General features: G+C 43.9%; 15 protein-coding genes. 9 read left to right on the forward strand and 6 right to left on the reverse strand.

All coding sequences use genetic code 11. From position 1 onward, the window contains the following. Positions 1-5 precede the first annotated feature (5 nt). Positions 6-1,241 (reverse strand): cysteine desulfurase-like protein, encoded by a 1,236-nt coding sequence (locus tag KHO06_RS11085; RefSeq protein ID WP_212581585.1) that lies wholly within the window; start codon positions 1,239-1,241, stop codon positions 6-8. After that, a complete protein-coding gene (locus tag KHO06_RS11090) occupies positions 1,225-1,881 on the reverse strand; it encodes a 2OG-Fe dioxygenase family protein (protein ID WP_005428534.1) in 657 nt (218 codons plus the stop codon). The genes KHO06_RS11085 and KHO06_RS11090 overlap by 17 nt, the downstream gene beginning before the upstream one ends. 371 nt (positions 1,882-2,252) lie before the next feature. On the opposite strand from KHO06_RS11090, the gene trxB reads away from it, so the two are divergent. From trxB to cydC, 3 genes are all read left to right on the forward strand, one after another. Further along, positions 2,253-3,212, forward strand: a complete 960-nt coding sequence (trxB, locus tag KHO06_RS11095) for a thioredoxin-disulfide reductase (protein WP_212581586.1) — start codon at positions 2,253-2,255, stop codon at positions 3,210-3,212. 103 nt (positions 3,213-3,315) lie between these two features. Next, positions 3,316-5,103, forward strand: coding sequence for a cysteine/glutathione ABC transporter permease/ATP-binding protein CydD (cydD, locus tag KHO06_RS11100; RefSeq protein WP_212581587.1), 1,788 nt, complete (start codon positions 3,316-3,318; stop codon positions 5,101-5,103). Continuing rightward, positions 5,096-6,817, forward strand: coding sequence for a cysteine/glutathione ABC transporter ATP-binding protein/permease CydC (gene cydC, locus KHO06_RS11105; protein ID WP_212581588.1), 1,722 nt, complete (start codon positions 5,096-5,098; stop codon positions 6,815-6,817). The genes cydD and cydC overlap by 8 nt, the downstream gene beginning before the upstream one ends. Positions 6,818-6,903: 86 nt before the next feature. Here cydC and dsdA read toward each other — a convergent pair whose 3' ends face one another. Beyond that, the gene (dsdA, locus tag KHO06_RS11110) at positions 6,904-8,235 is read right to left on the reverse strand and encodes a D-serine ammonia-lyase (RefSeq protein ID WP_212581589.1); all 1,332 of its coding nucleotides are present in this window, start codon (positions 8,233-8,235) and stop codon (positions 6,904-6,906) included. Positions 8,236-8,445: 210 nt separating this feature from the next. On the opposite strand from dsdA, the gene dsdC reads away from it, so the two are divergent. Next, entirely contained in the window at positions 8,446-9,387 is a 942-nt protein-coding gene (gene dsdC / locus KHO06_RS11115; RefSeq protein WP_212581590.1) for a DNA-binding transcriptional regulator DsdC, read from the forward strand. Between the two features lie 3 nt (positions 9,388-9,390). On the opposite strand, the gene KHO06_RS11120 is transcribed toward dsdC, so the two are convergent. Then, a complete protein-coding gene (locus tag KHO06_RS11120) occupies positions 9,391-10,194 on the reverse strand; it encodes an EAL domain-containing protein (protein ID WP_212581591.1) in 804 nt (267 codons plus the stop codon). A 161-nt stretch (positions 10,195-10,355) separates the two neighbouring features. Between KHO06_RS11120 and KHO06_RS11125 the strand changes: the two genes are divergently transcribed. The 5 genes from KHO06_RS11125 (at position 10,356) to KHO06_RS11145 (ending at position 15,776) form a co-directional block, all read left to right on the forward strand. After that, positions 10,356-11,276, forward strand: a complete 921-nt coding sequence (locus tag KHO06_RS11125) for a helix-turn-helix transcriptional regulator (RefSeq protein ID WP_038891344.1) — start codon at positions 10,356-10,358, stop codon at positions 11,274-11,276. Positions 11,277-11,446: 170 nt separating this feature from the next. Then, entirely contained in the window at positions 11,447-12,382 is a 936-nt protein-coding gene (locus tag KHO06_RS11130; protein ID WP_050913470.1) for a helix-turn-helix transcriptional regulator, read from the forward strand. A gap of 69 nt (positions 12,383-12,451) precedes the next feature. Continuing rightward, a complete protein-coding gene (locus tag KHO06_RS11135; protein WP_212581592.1) occupies positions 12,452-13,399 on the forward strand; it encodes a helix-turn-helix transcriptional regulator in 948 nt (315 codons plus the stop codon). A gap of 571 nt (positions 13,400-13,970) precedes the next feature. Continuing rightward, positions 13,971-14,984, forward strand: coding sequence for a DNA-binding protein (locus KHO06_RS11140; protein WP_086369488.1), 1,014 nt, complete (start codon positions 13,971-13,973; stop codon positions 14,982-14,984). 405 nt (positions 14,985-15,389) lie between these two features. Then, on the forward strand, positions 15,390-15,776 hold the full coding sequence (locus KHO06_RS11145) for a hypothetical protein (RefSeq protein WP_005428530.1): 387 nt from the start codon (positions 15,390-15,392) through the stop codon (positions 15,774-15,776). Between the two features lie 69 nt (positions 15,777-15,845). Here KHO06_RS11145 and KHO06_RS11150 read toward each other — a convergent pair whose 3' ends face one another. Next, a complete protein-coding gene (locus KHO06_RS11150; RefSeq protein WP_045452897.1) occupies positions 15,846-17,792 on the reverse strand; it encodes a diguanylate cyclase in 1,947 nt (648 codons plus the stop codon). Continuing rightward, a complete protein-coding gene (locus tag KHO06_RS11155; protein WP_223975923.1) occupies positions 17,789-18,892 on the reverse strand; it encodes an extracellular solute-binding protein in 1,104 nt (367 codons plus the stop codon). Before KHO06_RS11155 ends, KHO06_RS11150 begins: the two co-directional genes overlap by 4 nt. Between the last annotated feature and the right edge of the window lie 108 nt (positions 18,893-19,000).

Raw genomic sequence — 19,000 nt, forward strand, 5'->3', positions numbered from 1 at the left:
GATGATTACGCGTCGAGTATGCTCTCTAACACATCAAACAACATATCGATCTCTGCAGTTGTGTTGTAGTGCATACAACCAATTCGCACCACGCCACCCGACTCATCTAAACCCAGTTGGCGAACAAGTCCTAGCGCATAGAAGTGGCCGTTCCAAACGCAGAGATTGTGCTCACCTAATGTCTTAGCAATAAATTCTGGGGAGTATTTATCAAACGTAAGCGCGAATGTTGGCGTTCTCAGTTGGCTACTTTCATTGTTAATACCAAACAGATTCACCCCATCAAGCGCACTCAAGCGCTGCAAGAAATGCGCACTTAATTGCTGCTCATGCTGATTGTACAAAGCATAACTTTGCTCTAAGCGCTGACGAAGTGATGTACCTTCATCACCAAATTGCGCTAGGTATTCGATAGCAGCAGTCACGCCAGCTAAACCTTCGAAGCTCTGCGTGCCCGTTTCAAAACGTCCTGGGCCAATATTGGTTGCAGGCTCAACTTTATAAGGCTTGATTGCGTGCAACCATTGCTCGGCGATGTAAGCGATACCAACATGAGGTCCAAAGAACTTATAAGCAGAACAAGCAAGGAAATCACAACCTAGCGCTTGTACATCAACCAAATGATGTGGCGCATAATGAACAGCATCCACATACACCTGAGCACCAATGTTATGTGCCATTTCGACTACACGATGCATATCGACAATTGAGCCGGTGGTGTTCGATGCGTAAGTCACCGCGACTAAGCGCGTTTTTTCATTCAACAAGTTCTGAAGGTGCTCAAGATCCAGCGTACAGTCTTCTTCATTAATTCTGACTTGATGAACCACCACGCCTTTGTCTTCAGCCGCTTGCTGCCAACTCGACACGTTAGAGTAATGGTCTAGAGCTGAAACAATGATCTCTTCGCCCTCTTGCCAATCGCGGCTAATCGCACGACTAAGCTGGAATGTCAGCGAAGTCATATTCGCACCAAACACGATATTGCCGGAAGACGGTGCGTTTAGCAGAGCTTGTGCCGATTCGCGAGCCGATTGCATGACATCAACTGTCTCTCGACTTGAGAAATAATGACCACCAAGGTTGGAGTTGAATCGTCCAAGGTAGCTAACCATACTATCCAACACCGACTGCGGAACTTGAGAGCCGCCAGGACCATCAAAAAACGTTACTGGACGGTCGTTATGGTATTGCGCCAATGCCGGAAACTGCTCTCGAATTTGGTTAAGATTGAAGTTCATTTCGCTTATCCGTCGCTGTCAGTACAAATACATCCATGTGACCTTCTTGATCATTAATCACTGAGCGAATTGGAACGGCGTTGTGCCACAGTTTGCTGTCTGCCAGCATTGCTACTTCCCCATTCTCCAGCACTTTACGGAAGAAAGGCGCTTGGTTGTGGCTGCTGTAAAGCATGATGTCACCACCCATGATGTTGTGACGCCCGACACCGACTAATGCAATATGGTCAAAGCCGTCTTGGTGTACTCCTTCTGGCGCAACTTGTGTTTCATCGTAAATTGCGGTGATTCGCATTTGGTGAATTTCGATTTCCTGACCATTTGGTAGATGATTTGCGTTAACGAACAGCTCACACATTTCTCGCAAACCTTCGCTGGAAAGAATCCCTTTTTCAATTGGCTCAAATTGACGAACCACATCGCCTTGAAAACGATTTATATCCGAAGACTGTACAAAGCTGTTTTTGTTTAAATCGACTACCTGACCATTTTCGAACCCCACAACCGAGTAACGACGAAGACGATATTGGCCGTCAGCGTGTTCAGTACGAGGTAAACCTTCAAAGGAAGGAGAAAGCTGCTCAATCGCTGCCATGCTGAGCTGAGTTAAATGTAGGGTGTTCTCACGTGAATGTAACATCATTGGCTCCTTTAATGAGGCACATCTGGTTTGTATTAGTTAACATTTAATTTACAACCTAGGATACGCAAATATTCTGCAATTACCAGAATTTGACGTTGATAGCTTCAACAAAAACAAAAAAACAACATACATATCTACTACATGGCTACATATTAGTTTAAACATTCAAACTAGAGACTCAGCAGTATTTGAAACTAGAACTCTGCACTATGAATAGAATTTTATGCTAGAAGAAAACACTTCACGATGAACATCAGCAAGTTCTAACCTATAACCAATAATTCGATCAGTACAATCCGTTTATGCTTTTAAAGCACTAAGAATTTCCATACAATCGAAAGAAATGTTCAGCCCTCTATGGAGCCATAATGAGCGACGTAAAACACTGTAAATTATTAATTCTTGGTTCTGGCCCAGCAGGTTACACCGCAGCAGTCTACGCAGCGCGTGCTAACTTAAACCCTGTGCTAGTAACGGGAATGCAGCAAGGTGGTCAGCTAACGACCACTACTGAAGTAGAAAACTGGCCTGGTGACGCAGAAGGTCTTACTGGCCCAGGTTTGATGGAACGCATGAAAGAGCACGCAGAACGATTCGAAACAGAAATCGTGTTCGATCACATCAACGAAGTGGATCTGTCTCAACGTCCATTCCGTCTAAAAGGTGACTCTGGTGAGTACACTTGTGATGCGTTGATCATCTCGACAGGTGCATCAGCGAAATACCTAGGTCTTGAATCTGAAGAAGCATTTAAAGGTCGCGGCGTTTCAGCTTGTGCAACTTGTGATGGTTTCTTCTACCGCAATCAGAAAGTTGCGGTTGTGGGCGGTGGTAACACGGCAGTTGAAGAAGCGCTTTACCTATCAAACATTGCATCAGAAGTTCATCTGATCCACCGTCGTGATTCATTCCGCGCAGAGAAGATCCTTGTAAAACGTCTGATGGATAAGGTTGAAAGCGGCAATATCGTTCTTCACACAGACCGCACACTAGATGAAGTACTAGGCGACGACATGGGCGTAACAGGTGTTCGCATCAAAGATGTTAACAGCGGTACGACTGAGGATCTGGCAGTAATGGGGGCATTCATCGCGATCGGCCACCAGCCAAACACGCAAATCTTCGAAGGCCAAGTAGACATGAAAGATGGTTACATCATCGTTCAATCCGGCCTTGAAGGTAATGCAACACAAACTAGCATCGAAGGTGTGTTTGCTGCAGGTGACGTCATGGACCATAACTACCGCCAAGCGATTACTTCTGCTGGTACAGGTTGTATGGCAGCATTGGATGCAGAACGCTTCCTAGACGCGCTTACTGACAAATAACTTTTCACATTTGTGTCATATCCTTAAAGCCCAGCGGTATTCCCGCTGGGTTTTCTTTTGTATACTACCGCCTCATTAAAACAATTATCATTAAGCCTTCACAATGGATAAGAAAAAGCAAAGCAGCTTGAATAAGTGGCTTAAGCAACAGAGTAAGTTGGCCAAGCGCTGGCTGATGGTTGCGATAGGCCTAGGCGTACTATCAAGCGTGTTTTTATTGGCTCAAGCAGCCCTGCTCGCCTCCATTCTTCACCAATTAATTATCGAGCATGTCGACAAGAGTGAACTTGTTTGGCACTTCGTCGGATTGGGTGTCACCGTTGTCGGTCGCGCGGCCTGTACTTGGGGGCGCGAAATTGCCGGTTACCGTTGCGGTGAACAAATCCGCGTTTATATTCGTCAACTGATTCTCGATAAAGTCCACCAACTGGGTCCTGCTTATATCAAAGGCAAGCCAGCAGGTAGCTGGGCAACGTTGATTTTGGAACAAGTAGAAGACATGCAAGATTTCTTCTCTCGCTACCTTCCACAAATGTCGTTGTCTGTATTGGTACCTTTCATCATCCTAGTGGTGGTTTTCCCAATCAACTGGGCGGCAGGCCTCATTTTCCTTGTCACTGCACCTCTTGTTCCTATGTTTATGGCATTGGTCGGCATGAAGGCCGCGGATGCAAACCGTAAGAACTTTAAAGCACTACAGCGTCTTTCAGGTCACTTCTATGACCGTTTGCAGGCGATGACAACCATTCGTTTGTTCGACCGCACTAAATCAGAAACCGAAGCTTTGAAAGGAGCATCTGAAGTTTTCCGTACACGTACGATGGATGTATTGAAGATTGCCTTTCTATCTTCTGCGGTACTTGAGTTCTTCACTTCGATTTCAATTGCGATTACGGCGGTTTACTTCGGTTTCAGCTACATCGGTGAACTTAACTTTGGTTACTACGGTGCTGGTGTAACCCTCTTCGCAGGTTTGTTTATTCTGATCCTTGCGCCTGAGTTCTACCAACCACTTCGCGACCTTGGCACTTTCTACCATGCGAAGCAACAAGCGGTCGGTGCAGCAGAAAGTATCGTTGAATTCCTAGAGCTAGACGTTGACCAAGTAAAAGATGGTCACAAAGCTGTTGAACAAAACGCCGCGATTTATATCGAAGCGAACGATCTTGTTATCTTCAGCCCTGAAGGTAAGCAACTTGTCGGTCCCCTATCCTTCTCCCTAGATGCCAACCAAAGCACGGCACTAGTCGGCCCAAGTGGCGCAGGTAAAACCAGCTTGGTGAATACCATCCTTGGTTTTATGCCATACAAGGGCAGCTTGAAAATTAACGGCTGTGAATTGTCTGAGTTGGATCTAGCAACATGGCGCGAAGCCATCAGTTGGATTGGGCAAAACCCAATGCTTCTGCACGGCAGTATTCGTGACAATGTCACCTTAGGTAAGCAAGATATTCAAGACCAACAAATCCATTCGGTACTCAACGACTCCCACGCCGCAGAGTTTGTTGAAATGCATGGCTTGGATTACCAAATTTCTGACCGCTCAGGTGGTTTATCTGTTGGTCAGGCACAACGCCTTGCTCTTGCTCGTGCAATGCTACAAAACGGTCGTTTTTGGTTACTTGATGAGCCAACCGCAAGTCTGGATGCACGAAGCGAAAAACTGGTTATGGAAGGCATCGGTAAATACACCGAGTCCACCACTAACTTGATGATCACTCACCAATTGGCACCACTGCAAAATGTGTCTCAGATTTTGGTGATGCAAGAAGGTCAAATTGTCCAACGTGGTGATTACGCAACGTTAGCATCGCAAGATGGTTTATTTAAAGAAATGTTGGCTGCCAACCTAGCTCAACGTGAATCAGACAAGGGGAACTTAGATGCGTGATTTACTCCCTTATCTAAAACTGTACAAAAAGCACTGGTTTGGTTTGTCTCTGGGGATGCTTCTAACGTTTCTGACGCTGGCCGCTTCTGTTGGTCTATTAACGCTGTCCGGCTGGTTTATCTCTGCGGCCGCTGTAGCGGGTTTGACCATTGCTCGTGAGACCTTTAACTACATGCTGCCTGGCGCAGGTGTTCGTGGCGCTGCGATGGCGCGTACTGCTGGCCGCTGGGGCGAGCGTGTTGTTAGCCACAATGCAACCTTCAAGCTACTGACTGATCTTCGTATCTTCTTCTTCAAGAAGCTTGCGCCGCTGATCCCTGGCCGCGTTTCTACAATGCGTGATGCGGATCTACTGAACCGCCTAGTGGCAGACGTAGATGCAATGGATCACGTGTACTTGCGTCTTATCAGCCCTGTGATTGTTGGCGTATTCGGTATCTTATCGCTAACCGCAGTGCTTGCTTTCTTTGACTGGCATCTTGCCCTATTGCTTGGCGGTATCCTGACTGTGATGCTGTTGGTATGGCCGGTATTGTTCTACAAACTTGGCAAACATAACGGCGAACATCTTACACAAAATAAAGCACAGCTACGAGTGGCGACACTGGACTGGCTTCAAGGTTACAGCGAACTGAGCTTATTTGGCGCAGAAGAGCGCTACCGTAACGTAATTCTAGAGAAGCAAAAACAACTGCTATCCAACCAGTTCGTCAACGCTAACCTAACGGGTATGGCTTCTGGTCTGCTGATGCTAGCGAATGGTTTAACGCTCGTTGCTATGCTGTGGTTTGCTGCGGATGGAGTTGGTGGTCGTGCGCCAGATCCTTGGATTGCGCTGTTCGCATTTGCCACCATGGCAAGCTTTGAAATTCTGATGCCAATCGCCGGTGCTTTCCAATATCTAGGTCAAACACTGACTTCAGCGCGTCGATTGAACGAAATCACCTTAGCGGAACCAGACGTTATCTTCCCAGAACAATCTAAACGTGAAGATAAGCCGCTAGATATTGAGTTCAGCGAGGTTAATTTCACCTACCCTGATGGTCAGAAAAAAGTACTGAAAGATCTCACGCTATCACTGCCTCTGGGCTCAAAAACGGCGATTGTTGGTCAAACTGGTTCAGGTAAATCAACGCTAATTCAATTGCTTTGTCGCTACTGGGATGTAAACCAAGGTCAAGTGAGCATCGGTGGTGCGCCTCTGCAAGATTGGAGTGAATCTGATCTGCGCGCTGCAATCACAGTAGTAAGCCAACGTGTTGATGTTCTCAATGGCACATTGCGTGACAACCTGTTGCTTGCAGCCCCTGAAGCCACGGACGAGCAGCTAGCTGATATTCTGACCAAAGTGGACTTAGCGAATCTCTTAGAAGAGCCAGGATTAAATGCTTGGTTAGGTGATGGCGGACGTCAACTGTCTGGTGGTGAAAAACGTCGAATTGGTATTGCGCGCGCTCTGTTGCGTGATGCCCCAATTCTGCTTCTTGATGAACCAACTGAAGGTCTAGACAAACGCACAGAGCAAACGGTAATGGAACTGTTCAAAGAGCACTTTGCGAACAAAACCGTGGTATTTATCACCCACCGTTTGATTGAGCTAGAAAGCATGGACAACATCTGTCTGATGGAGCAAGGCGAGATCATCGAACAAGGTAGCCACCAAGCACTGCTTGCAGAAAAAGGTCGTTACCACCAGCTATTACAATCTCTGTAGTCTGGAATTAACATAAACAAAGGGCTCATCCATTGATGAGCCCTTTTCTTTTACTCTCGCAGTTTCCAAAGCAAGAGCAAACGCGATTATCGACCAGATTTTGCAAGGTACGCCGACATTTCAGCCTCTGGCACCATGCCGCCACCCGTCGCCCAAACGAGGTGAATGGCGTTATTCATCTTATCTTCACTAAATTGCATTCGAGCTTGGTAAGCTTGGTCTTGTGAAACGTGCACTGCCCCCATCATGCCCGCCAGTGCAGAAGGCTCTAAACGAATGTCTTCTTGTTCACTTAGCTCACCTAGATGATGATACATGCGCTCATCCGTCATGGTGTAGTAACCATCAAGCAGTCTTTCCATTGCTCGCCCAACAAAACCAGACGCACGCCCTACCGCTAGACCATCAGCGGCAGTAATGTTGTCGATACCAAGATCTTGTACTGCAATACCATCATGCAAACCAGTGTGCACGCCAAGCAGCATACACGGAGAGTGTGTCGGCTCCGCGAAGATACAATGAACGTGGTCACCAAACGCCATCTTCAAGCCAAACGCCACACCGCCAGGACCACCACCCACACCACAAGGTAGGTAAACAAACAGAGGGTGCTCCGCGTCAACAATGATACCCATATCATCAAATTGTTGCTTCAAGCGTTCACCTGCAACGGAATAACCTAAGAACAAGGTCTGAGAATTTTCATCGTCAATAAAGAAGCAAGTTGGATCTTTTTCCGCTTCTTTGCGTCCCTGCTCTACAGCAACACCGTAGTCTTGCTCGTACTCCACCACGTTTACGCCGTGAGAACGCAGCTTGTTTTTCTTCCACTCTCTTGCATCCGCTGACATATGAACCGATACCGAGAAGCCGAGTTTTGCACTCATGATGCCGATAGACATACCGAGATTCCCTGTCGAACCTACGGCAATGCTGTACTGCTGAAAGAACTGACGAAACTCTTCACTGAACAATTTGCTGTAATCATCACTTTCATTTAGAAGCCCAGCTTCAATCGCCAACTTCTCTGCGTGTGTTAGCACTTCATAGATGCCACCACGCGCCTTTATTGAACCTGAAATAGGCAGGTGACTGTCTTTTTTAAGCATCAAACGTCCAAGAATTTGAGTGCCGTATTGCGCTTCCAAGCAGGACTTCATCTTGTCGATTTCAACAACGTTCGATTCAATAATTCCGTCAGAAGCCGCCGTTTCTGGAAAGGCTTTCATTAAGTATGGAGCAAAGCGTTTTAGTCGTTCACTCGCGTCTTTGATGTTGGCAGCACCTAAGCCAACGTATGGTAGACCTTCTTCAAGTGTGGTGATATTTGGGTTGAACCAAACCACCTCTTCTAAATCGATCAGCCGTTTAACTAACGGGAACTCGGTTATGAGCGCACATATGTTATGGGTTGTCATCTTTTCCTAGCTGCAAATTACTGTCTATGAGCACTATTAAAGCAAATCTATGCTTTAACTGACAAACGATCAAAACTCACCTTTAGATGAATTGAATTTAAACAAAATCGTGATTTACACGACGTTTAGTGAATTTTTCGACTCATAGGTGAGCCTAAATATAACAACGCCGTTATTATGTGTTCTATCAAGTTAGACTCAATAACGCACATGTACACCAGAGACAATATTTTCGCCAAGAATCAGCGCATCAATAGTTTTCAGCTTTCCAAGCTTCATACTTTTGAAGTGGCAGCACGACACAGCTCATTTTCTCTTGCGGCAGAAGAGCTCTCCATGACGCCCAGCGCCATCTCTCACCGTATCAACAAGCTCGAAGAAGAGCTTGGCATTGCCTTGTTTACCCGCTCTCACCGAAAAATCACGCTCACTGAAGAAGGGGAGCGTATTTATCTCGCCTTGAACAGAACGCTCAACGAGTTAAACCAAGAGGTAATGGAAGTCAGAAATGGCGAAGTCTCCGGAGAGCTGACGATTTACTCCCGCCCTTCTTTTGCACAATGTTGGCTTGTGCCTAGGTTGTACCTATTTAAGCAAAAGTACCCTTCCATCGAGCTGAATATTCTTACTGGCAATGAGAACGTCAATTTCCAAGGTTATGGCATTGATGCCGCAATCTATTTCGATGAGCAAATGCCAGAAAAGTTGTGGTCGAAAGAATTGATGAGCGAAGAGATAATCCCGGTCTGCACTCAAACATATGCAGAACAATTTAACCTATTTGAAAAGCCAGCGAATTTGGTAAACGCCACCCTGCTTCACGACAACCAAGCATGGGACTACAACTCCCATCACGATGAATGGACGCTGTGGGCAAAGGAAAATGGCATAACAGACATTGACGATATTCCAAGCATTTCATTCGACCGTTCCGATTTAGCCGTTAGTGCCGCAATGCATAATGCGGGCGTTGCTATCGGTCGATTATCGCTGGTGGAAAAACGACTTAAATCCGGCGAACTGATCACGCCTTTTAAAAACCAAACTCTGCAATGCAAACAGAAATATTATGTCGTTACGGCTAACGAAAAGCATTCTCGAAAGCTCGAGCTTTTTATTGCGTGGCTAAATCAACAAGTTGGAAATATCTGACCTTTAAGCCCACAACGCTGTGGGCGCTGCAACGCCCAGTTTATACTCACATAATTTAGGGCAAAAATCGGCTGCCAAAACTGGCCTATGAAGGTAATAACCCTGAGCATAACAAATGCCTAAACTCTTCATAAAGTTGAGCTCATCCGAGGTTTCGATCCCCTCCGCAACCAGATCAAATTTATATTGAAGCTTCCAACTCGCCAAACGTTGCCAAAACTTTTCGTATTGAGCCCCCTGTCTTCTCAACAAGCTTCGGTCGAGTTTAATGACATCAGGTGCGACATAGCGAATGATCGACTCGTCCCTATGGTTATCACGTCCAAAGTCATCTAGGGCAATCTTAACGCCCAAACATTGGCATAACTGCAGGTTCATTTTAAACACGGCTCTGTTCCAAACCTCAGCGGGATACTGTGTCTGCTCTGTGATTTCAAGCCAAAGTGTCACTCCAAAACGCTTACATGCTTTAAGTAGCGGAAGCGCATCAGAAAAAAAGGATAGGCTTGAAAGATAAGACGGTGGAATATTAGCCGAAATAAAACTGATAGACTCAGGCAACTCTCCCAGACTGGTAGAGAGCTTTTTAAATAACCGCTGAGTAAAAAAGTTGGCATAGCCTTCTTCTTCGATGCAACGGAACGATTTTTCATTGCATCGAGGTTTATTCCATCGAGTTAAAACCTCGGCACCGATCTGGTTTTCGCGTTGTAACCCATAGATAGGTTGAAAGATAGGATAAAAAGCACCTTCGCGTATATCTGCAAAGACCGTTTTACATTCATCCTCCCTTGTTGAATTTTTCATAAGTATAACCGTCTACCATCATTTTCTAATATAAAGATTAACGGAGCGTATTGCACAATAGTAGGCATCAGAAAAGCCAATTTCTTGAGCTCTGCTATGCGGAACCTATAATGACATAGCAATCAATAACCTAATCCAGAGCTCGAAATGTGAGGAAGTGAATGTTCGGGGAATACCTAAAACGACTACGGGAAGAGGTTGGACTGACACAAAAAGAGCTCGCGACGAAGTTAAACCTTGCGAGCGTTGATTTTGCTTCGATTGATCCTGTAACGATTAGCCGCTGGGAAAGAGGAACCACTGCCCCTACTACCGTTAAAGCGATCAAGGTCCTCAGAGTACTGACAACAGATCTAATGCCTTTTCTTAGCTCTCTTCCAGTGGAGTCAGGTAAAAGTATCTTTGACGAGATCGTTGAGTATCGATTTAAGTCTCCTTGGGCCAAATTAATGAGTGATTCTTATGAGGCTCCGACCCAATGTAAAGATGTCCTAGAGGCACCGCTACTCGAGAGCAGCCAGGATGATTATCTAAACAGCTTAAAGCACTTTTTTGCGAGTCTATCTCTAGACAACAGTGCATTATTTGATATCGACTTGTATCAATATCAACAAGAGCAAAAAGCCGTTACTCGTAAGTATATTGCCAAAGAAAGCGAAGAGATCCTTGGACACAATATCTCCTTCTTATTTGATGCAAACGAGCTACGCCAATATCTTTCATCTCCTTTCTTTCCTGTTCCGTTGCAGCAATCTCGACCTTATTCAGCAAACCGCACTATGGCCGTCTGCACCGTTTCCCGCTTCTCATCGAATGAAGCAGTTTTTTGGAAAAATGGTGCGTTTGGTGCAAAGTTTGTTGCAACTCATGCGAATATTCATGATATGTATTTTTATGCAGTAGACCATTGGTCAGTAAGTTATATGAATAGTTTAGATGCAGAGAAAGTGGCCTTTGATACACCAAGTGACAACGGCATTGTAAAAATAGGTAACCAATCATTTAAACGCTGTTTATATCGCGTCGACAGTGCAATTTGGTTATCAAGGCCAGAAATTCTATCCCTACTAACATGTGAATAAGCAAGACCGATTATTGTTATCGCCTCCTATAGATGAACAGGATATAACCAAATTCAGACATATTATTGACATGAGTAAAGGTAACTCTGCCTAGCATAAAAACGGTTACTACTGTTTATGTGGTATCAAGAAAGAATGAAATACGATTCAAGTCATCATGAGGCTTATGTATGTTTGGGGATTACCTGAAACGACTTAGGACTGAAGCACAACTTACGCAAAAGGAACTCGCGGTAAAACTGAATTTAGCAGATCCAGAATTTGCCTCTATCGACTCCGTAACGGTCAGTCGTTGGGAACGTAATATTACGTCACCGAATCCCGTTAAAGCGGTGAAAGTGCTGCGTACACTCACAAACGATATTAGACCCTATCTCCTCTCTATTGAGTTCGATGAAGATAAAACGCAAATTGACCATTATCTCAATGAGCGTTACCACTCACCGAAAGATGTGCTTATGAATACATCATACCGTTCTAATCGAGACGCAGAGCCAAGCGATGTCGTTGAAGCCCCTCTGTTTGAAGCTAGAGGAGAAAAGTATGAAGAAAGTTTGAAGAACTTCTTAAGCGGTATTGGCATTGATCATAACTTGCTGTTTGATGTTGACCTTTATCAGTATCAACAAGATCATAAGATTTACGGCAAAAAATATCTGGATAGCTTGACGGGAAAGTTGCACGGGCACTCCTTGTCTTTCTTCTTTCATGCAGACGACTTGAGAGACTATTTTTGCTCCCCTTATCTCAAAGTACCGATAAGGAAAACCAAGCCCTATGCTGAAACGAAAAAGATGGCAATCTGCGCGTTAACCCACTTTTGCTCTGACGAGCCAACCTTTTGGATTGACCATCAAACTGGAATCGACTTTCTAGCTACACACGCTAACGTGCAAGATCTCTATTACTATGCCGTTGATAAGCTCACGGCTGACTATATGATTGGGATTGGGGCAGAGAAAGTCGCTTTTGATGAACCTAGTGTGCATGGCATCGTCAAAATTGGGACAGAAAAGTACATGCGCTGCCTCCTCAAACTTGATAGTGCAATTTGGATGACTCGCCCTGAGTTATTGCTACTATTGAAGAAACAATATTCTCAATAATCAACTAACCTAATTTAGGAGGCCAAAGTAATGCAGGCCTCCTTTCAATAATAACAACAAGGTACATGTATGTTTGGAGACTATCTAAAACAGTTGAGAGTGCAACAAGGATTAACCCAAAGGGAACTGGCCACAAAGCTCAACCTTGCGAACCCCGAATTCGCATCCGTTGACTCAGTGACAGTAAGTCGCTGGGAGAGAAACACCACCACACCCAATACGATTAAAGCTATCAAAGTATTGCGTGAGTTAACACTGAATCTAAAGCCCTTCTTACTGTCCATCCCCTCCCCTGAAGATGAGACATTTCTAGATGATATTCTTTATACACGCTTTCGCTCCCAGCGTGCGTTATTGATGATGTCAGACTATGAAGAGTTGAAGCCCAGCGAAGAGATTGAGATTACCGAAGAAACGTTATTTGAAGACGAGGTTGACGCTCACCTTACTCGGTTAAAAAACTTTTTCCTGAATGCAGATGCCCACTATCCTGGCATGATCGATCTGGACTTCTTAACAATGCATGAAGAAAAGAAACTGATTGCCAAAGTCTACAAAGACAGTGCTTCACAAAAAGTTCGCGGTCATTCCATTTCTTTTTTATTTCGCGTGGAAGATCTAGATACCTGCTTTAATACACCGCATCAAACCTTACCGTTTAACCTTGCACGGGCATACTCAGAAGCCAGAAAACTTGCTTTATGTTGTTTAAGTCGTTATGCGACCAGCGAACAGGTATTCATGATTCTTCACCCTACATTGGTCGATTACATTGCTCAGCGTTCTAACATTACTCAACTGTACTACTACGCCTTTGATAACCAGTTTACTGATTATTTGGTAAGCCTAGGGGCAGAAAAAATCGCTTACGATACTCCCGATAAAATAGGGTCAGTTAAAATTGGAAAAACAGCATATCGTAAATGCTTACTAAAAGTAGATACAGCAGTTTTATTAGCTCAACCATCGATTATTTCTCTTCTTCATCAACATCAAGCCAATATCATCAATGGCTAAAAATCGATATAAGTCATCCTTCTAATATAACAAGCACTATGAAATCGTATTAATTACCATTAAAAATTAGTGCTTGTACTCTAATTAATCCTGAGCAACTAACTCCTTAATAAATATCTAATATACTCATATGAAATATGTTCTCCCAGCCGAACGTTTCTCACTTTTAAGATAAGTGCAAAAAATAATTTACCGTATGGATAAGTGTATATATTTCATTAACCTATGAGATTCAAATCTAAAAAAGAGAGTAAATTCAAGGCATTTTTATTGTTATTTAGGACAAATAAGTCCTGAACTAGGCATCTTCTATTCTCTCAATAAGTACAATGCCTTCTCAATTTAACAACAAACATAATACGATTTGCGTAATATTTATGAACAAATACGACATAAATATTAATGCATTATCAGCCTCCCATACGCCATATCAATTTTTAAGGGCTGTGTGTAAATGGAATACCATTTCAAGTAATTGACATATTCGGCAGGGAAATATCATGCACATAACTTCTACCAAATATAACAAATTTAGCTATGGACATGTTTTAAACCAAAGGGGGAAAGTAAAGTGTTCGGGAGTTATCTAAAATCAATAAGAACCACATTAGGGTTAACTCAGGAGCAAGCATCGATAAGGTTAAACCTATTAGGTGGTGATTTAGCCAACATAGATTGTGTCACTTTCAGTCGCTGGGAAAGAGGCATCACTCAACCAAGCCTTAGTCGAAGGGTAAGGGTGCTTAGGGCATTTGAAAATAACTTGCTGCCTTATTTGTGCAGTTTGGGGGTGGACTCATCGTTAAAAGATGACGTGGAGCAATTTGAATTGTCGTTGAAGCAGCGATATCAGGATGCGATGTCTATTCTTTCAGGAATTGACTACAACACGCCATTTCCTATTGAGCATAACCATATTGACGAGGAAGAGCTCAGCCAAAGTAATGAGCAAGACTTCATCCATAGTCTCAACAACTTTCACAATCAGTTGAAGTGGCTTAACGTCAAACATAATCTCACTTCCATCGATCTGGTTGAATACCAGCGAGACGGTCGAGCAATCGCTTACAAATACCTTTCTAACAAGGAGTTAGTTGGCCATAACATTGGCATGTTCTTTACTGAACCAACATTTGAAAATGAGATTGATAGAATTAAAAAGAACCGCTTACCTATCGATTCAATCGATCTTAGGCTGACTAAGGGGATAAAAGACAAAGGGGTGTATTCTTATTACGCCATCAGTCAACACTCAAAGAACGAGCGTGTTTTTCGGAAGCAATTGCATACTGAGTTCACTTTCTTAGCTCAAAATGCTCAGATCCATCATTACTATGCGAGTGTGACACTCAAAAGCTCGGTAGATGTCATGCTAAAGATGGGCTTCAGCGTAGCCGCCTATGAAGGCGAAAACCCTGTAGGAGCGATTAAGGTTGGTTCTAAGCGCTATACTCGAGCCATCATGTACATAGAGACAAGTGAATTGTTTACTCAACCAGAATTTCTCTATCTGCTTACTTGCTGTGGTGTTTGTTCTCACCGAAACTGCGAAGCCTGTACAGAACGTTCCGGCTGCATCTGCTAAGTAAGCTTCCCCAATTTCATCATTGAGTATCCACTGCGATTAAAGGCCAACATTGCACCTCCCTCTTTCCTATGCCTCGTTGGTCTTTTCATTATTTCGTACTTGGTCAATAGGCCTTGCATCAGCAATCTTTGCCAAAGGGCACGAAATCAATGTGTTTATATTCTAGTTTTCTCAAATCTCATTTCGTAGGCAAATAACAGATTAGATTTCAATAATATGCTTATTGTTGACTACTTCGCCGTCACTTTAGTTCAATCTCATTCCTTAGCGTTTTCACATTTGCTCTGCAAAACCAACTTAGCAAACATGCTTTTATCTATTTCTTGGATGCTATCCCATGTTTCCATTCACTCGTTAATATCGGTAGGTAGATTGCCTCCGATTTACCTACAGGTGAGAACCATGAAAAAAATTCGCTATCCATTTGATTTACATGGAACGCTATCGATTCGATACAGGGATAAAGTAAACCCAATTTTCTTGGATACTGATGAAGAGAATCAGTCCATTATCAATATCGACGACTTCGCTGTAAGGTCATTCAGTTACGATGCTGAAGATCGATTACTTAAGATCTCTTTACAAAAAGCCGTCAACCTCACTGAAATCTCTGACTGCGGCACCGTGTTTACCGGCGTGGAATTAGAACAAAGCAACATCAAACTGGATCTTGTGTACTGCCTCTACAACGCAGGCATCATTAGTTCGAATATCTCTTACCCGCTTGATGATGCCTCACCCATCGCCTCAATTGCAGTCGCAAAACCCCTAACTCTGCACCTAAAGTAAATTTTCGGCATTAAAAAGCCCTCACTCCAACATGGAGTGAGGGCTCTCTATTGCTGTTTATATTAGCGATTATTCGTTGCCTGAGAGTTGATAGAAGGCTCGCTTTTTCTCATACATAGCCTCGTCTGCCATGGAAAATAGATTATCTAGTGAAACATTATCACTCGATGCCCCGCCGACAGAGAACTTGAGTGGATGACGCTTGTGCTCCGATAGATCAATCCATTTGTCTTCTTGCGCTTCTTCTAGCGAGCTTATCAATGCTTCCAGCGATTGCTGGCTTTGTTCAGGTGCAATGATCGCGAACTCATCGCCACCGATGCGATAAAGCATCAACTCATCTCGCAATATCGACTTAATCAATTGCGTAGATTTTGAAATCAGCAAGTCGCCTCGATCGTGTCCATAATTATCATTAAGCGTTTTGAGCCCATTAATATCGATGATAATGACTGCCATCGAGTCCCAGCAACCTTTTGCTACCGATTGGCGAGCGAACTCATAATCATCATCAAACGCTTTACGGTTTAGGCACTTAGATAGTTTGTCTCTGCGCGCGAAATCTTCCAGTTCTAACCATGAGTACAACTGCTTTTTGAATAGCTCAAGTAAGATGCGTTCTTCTTCATCTAACGCATAGGTGCCGTAATCAAAATACCCCACCACAGTGCCAGTTGATGAACGCATGGTTTTCACTCTCTCGCCTTTGGGCTTCGTAAAGCTAAAACGCATATCAGACTGAGGTAACAAGCGATTCAAACCCGAGTTAATCACTTCAGGAATAGCGTGATAACCAACACCAGCGTGACTGGTCGTGAAATTAATCAATGTCATCAACTTAGCTTTGTGCGCTTCCTCTCGTGTTAGGTTCACACGCAATTCTGCCGTTTGCTCTTCTACTCTGTGTTCTAGAACTTGGTTAAAGTTCGCTAACTGCGCATTGGTATCTTGAACTTGTTGGTTAGCTTTACGTAACGCTTGGTTTCGAATCTCGAGCTCGTCCATGTGATTCGTCAATTGAACCCACAGTGAATCTAAAAGGTTCATAAGCTGCCTAAACTCTTTGAATTGAAAGCGTTTAGGTGTGAGATCTGGCCGCTTATTATTTTTAAAACTACGAACCACCATCGTCATTTCTCGGATTGGTAGGGTCAGCCAACGACTTGCCAAAATTGCGATAACAAGCGTCACTACTAACGTTGCAACAATAATGTTTAACAACTGCTGCTTGGATTGCATCAACTCTTGATCACGAGCAGCGTTAGAAACCGAATGGATCATTGTGATTTCTAGGGGCTCAACAAAGTTCCGGTTTGTAACCACGATGTCGCTCATGAACTTTGAGTCATCTCCTTTCGTCAAGCTGACATCGCCGTAGTGAAAATTAACCGATTCTTGCTTGTAGAGAAAAGGTTGAGAGATCTGGATCAGATCTTGGTAAGACACCAACACGACCAGATAACCTTGAGGCTCATATTCTGAACCAGGTAACAAAGTGTACGGTAAAAGTGGGCTAACAATCGCAATGCCACTCTGTCCACCTTTATAAACCAAGCCTTCATCAAAGTAAGTGGTATGGTACATCTTACCTTGCTTATAAAGTGTATCTGCGGCTCTAATTTTGGTTAAAAGGCGGCTGTTCTCTAGATGATAGACAGAGCCGTTACTCTCGTACATCGGCTGCCAATTCTTATCAATGATGTAGGTCGTACTGACGTTCGTTGCAAGCCCTTCAAAGGTCTCAATCATTTGCCAGATAACACTTGAATAAAGCACGTTATCCATGCCTTGCACTAACAGGCGATCTTTTGAATACCAGCGAGTTAAGTTAGCAATGAATGTTAGATCTTCACTGATGGTTTTCTGAATACCTTGATTAGTGTTTTCCAACTTGATCTCTTTTTGTACCAAGAGGTCTGCTTGGTGCTTATCGATCATGCTGATCCCAACCCAATAGGCAGGCAAAAGAGAGCCAGCAACGACAATCAAAGTCAGTATGCTACGCAAACTAATCATGATGACTTCCTACGACGATGGATATGCTGTGAGTGATTTTGGATAAAATCGACCACAAATTGAGCTGCGCTTTTGGCTGGCATCCCCGAACGATAACGCTTATAACCGCGAATAAGCGCTTCCCATGTTACCGCCATTTCGACCGTACTTGGCATCGCATAGGCTGGCGTCAGCTCTTTGTACAACTCGCTATAATAGGTGCTATTTGCATCATACCATTTACGGTTTATGGAACGGTTCGTGGAAATAAGGTTCTGATTAATAATCACATCTTCAATAAACTCAGGGTTTTGTACAATGGTGGCCAAAGTACGCATTGCTTTACGTTTATCGCTATTTGCCATAGCTTCGGCATTGAAAGCGAGCACCTTTCCACCACTCAGAGAATGCATGTGATGGTTATTGTAAGTCGGTAAGCTGCTGATCTTCAGCTCGTTTGAAAAATGCTGCTTCAACTCACCCAATGCCCAGTCTCCATCAATCAAATACGGGACTTTGCCTTGAATGAACTGAGCGCGCGCTTGCTCTTGAGATACTTCATCGTGCACCACCCCTTTTTCAGGCAACGCGCCATAGAATTTGAGTGCTGCTGCTAACGCAGAGACATCGATATCAGTAAGTGGTTCAGGTCTGTGATCAGAGAACATAGGAACGAACGACATAAGAAAGTACATGTTGGGATATTGCATCGCTAGGGCGTTTTCTCCCTGCTTCGCTTTTTCCAATAACGTTTCCCATGTCGGCTGTATGTCATCCGTAAGTTTTGTATTCACGTACAAAACAAGGTGATTCCCCAAACCGAGTGGCACACCGTAGATGGCACCATCTACCGTTACTAATTCAAGAGCTTTAGGTTCAATACTCTTTTCCTCTATCCAACTCGGTGGAATCTTGGCGAGGTCAAAGTAATCGTGTAAACCAAGAAAGTCTGAAGGCACCCAAATTACATCAGGTACCGTAATCCCGGTTTGCTTGGCGAGCAGCAACTCAGAGCGGATATTATTAACATCAAATTCTCGGATGGCGAGTGTATTGCCTGTCTCTTCCTGAAATCGCTCATTGATTTCAGCAACCGTGGAGTACTCAATACCACTCCACACTTGGATTTCCTGCGCGGAAATCAAAGAAGGAAGAAACAAGAGAAGGAAACAGCTCAGATATCTCACAAGAACCCTCGAAAATGACTGACATCAAAACAAACATAGCGA

Origin of the sequence: Vibrio sp. B1FIG11, from assembly GCF_905175335.1 — a bacterium.
In the GTDB taxonomy this organism is placed as follows: Bacteria; Pseudomonadota; Gammaproteobacteria; order Enterobacterales; family Vibrionaceae; genus Vibrio; species Vibrio campbellii.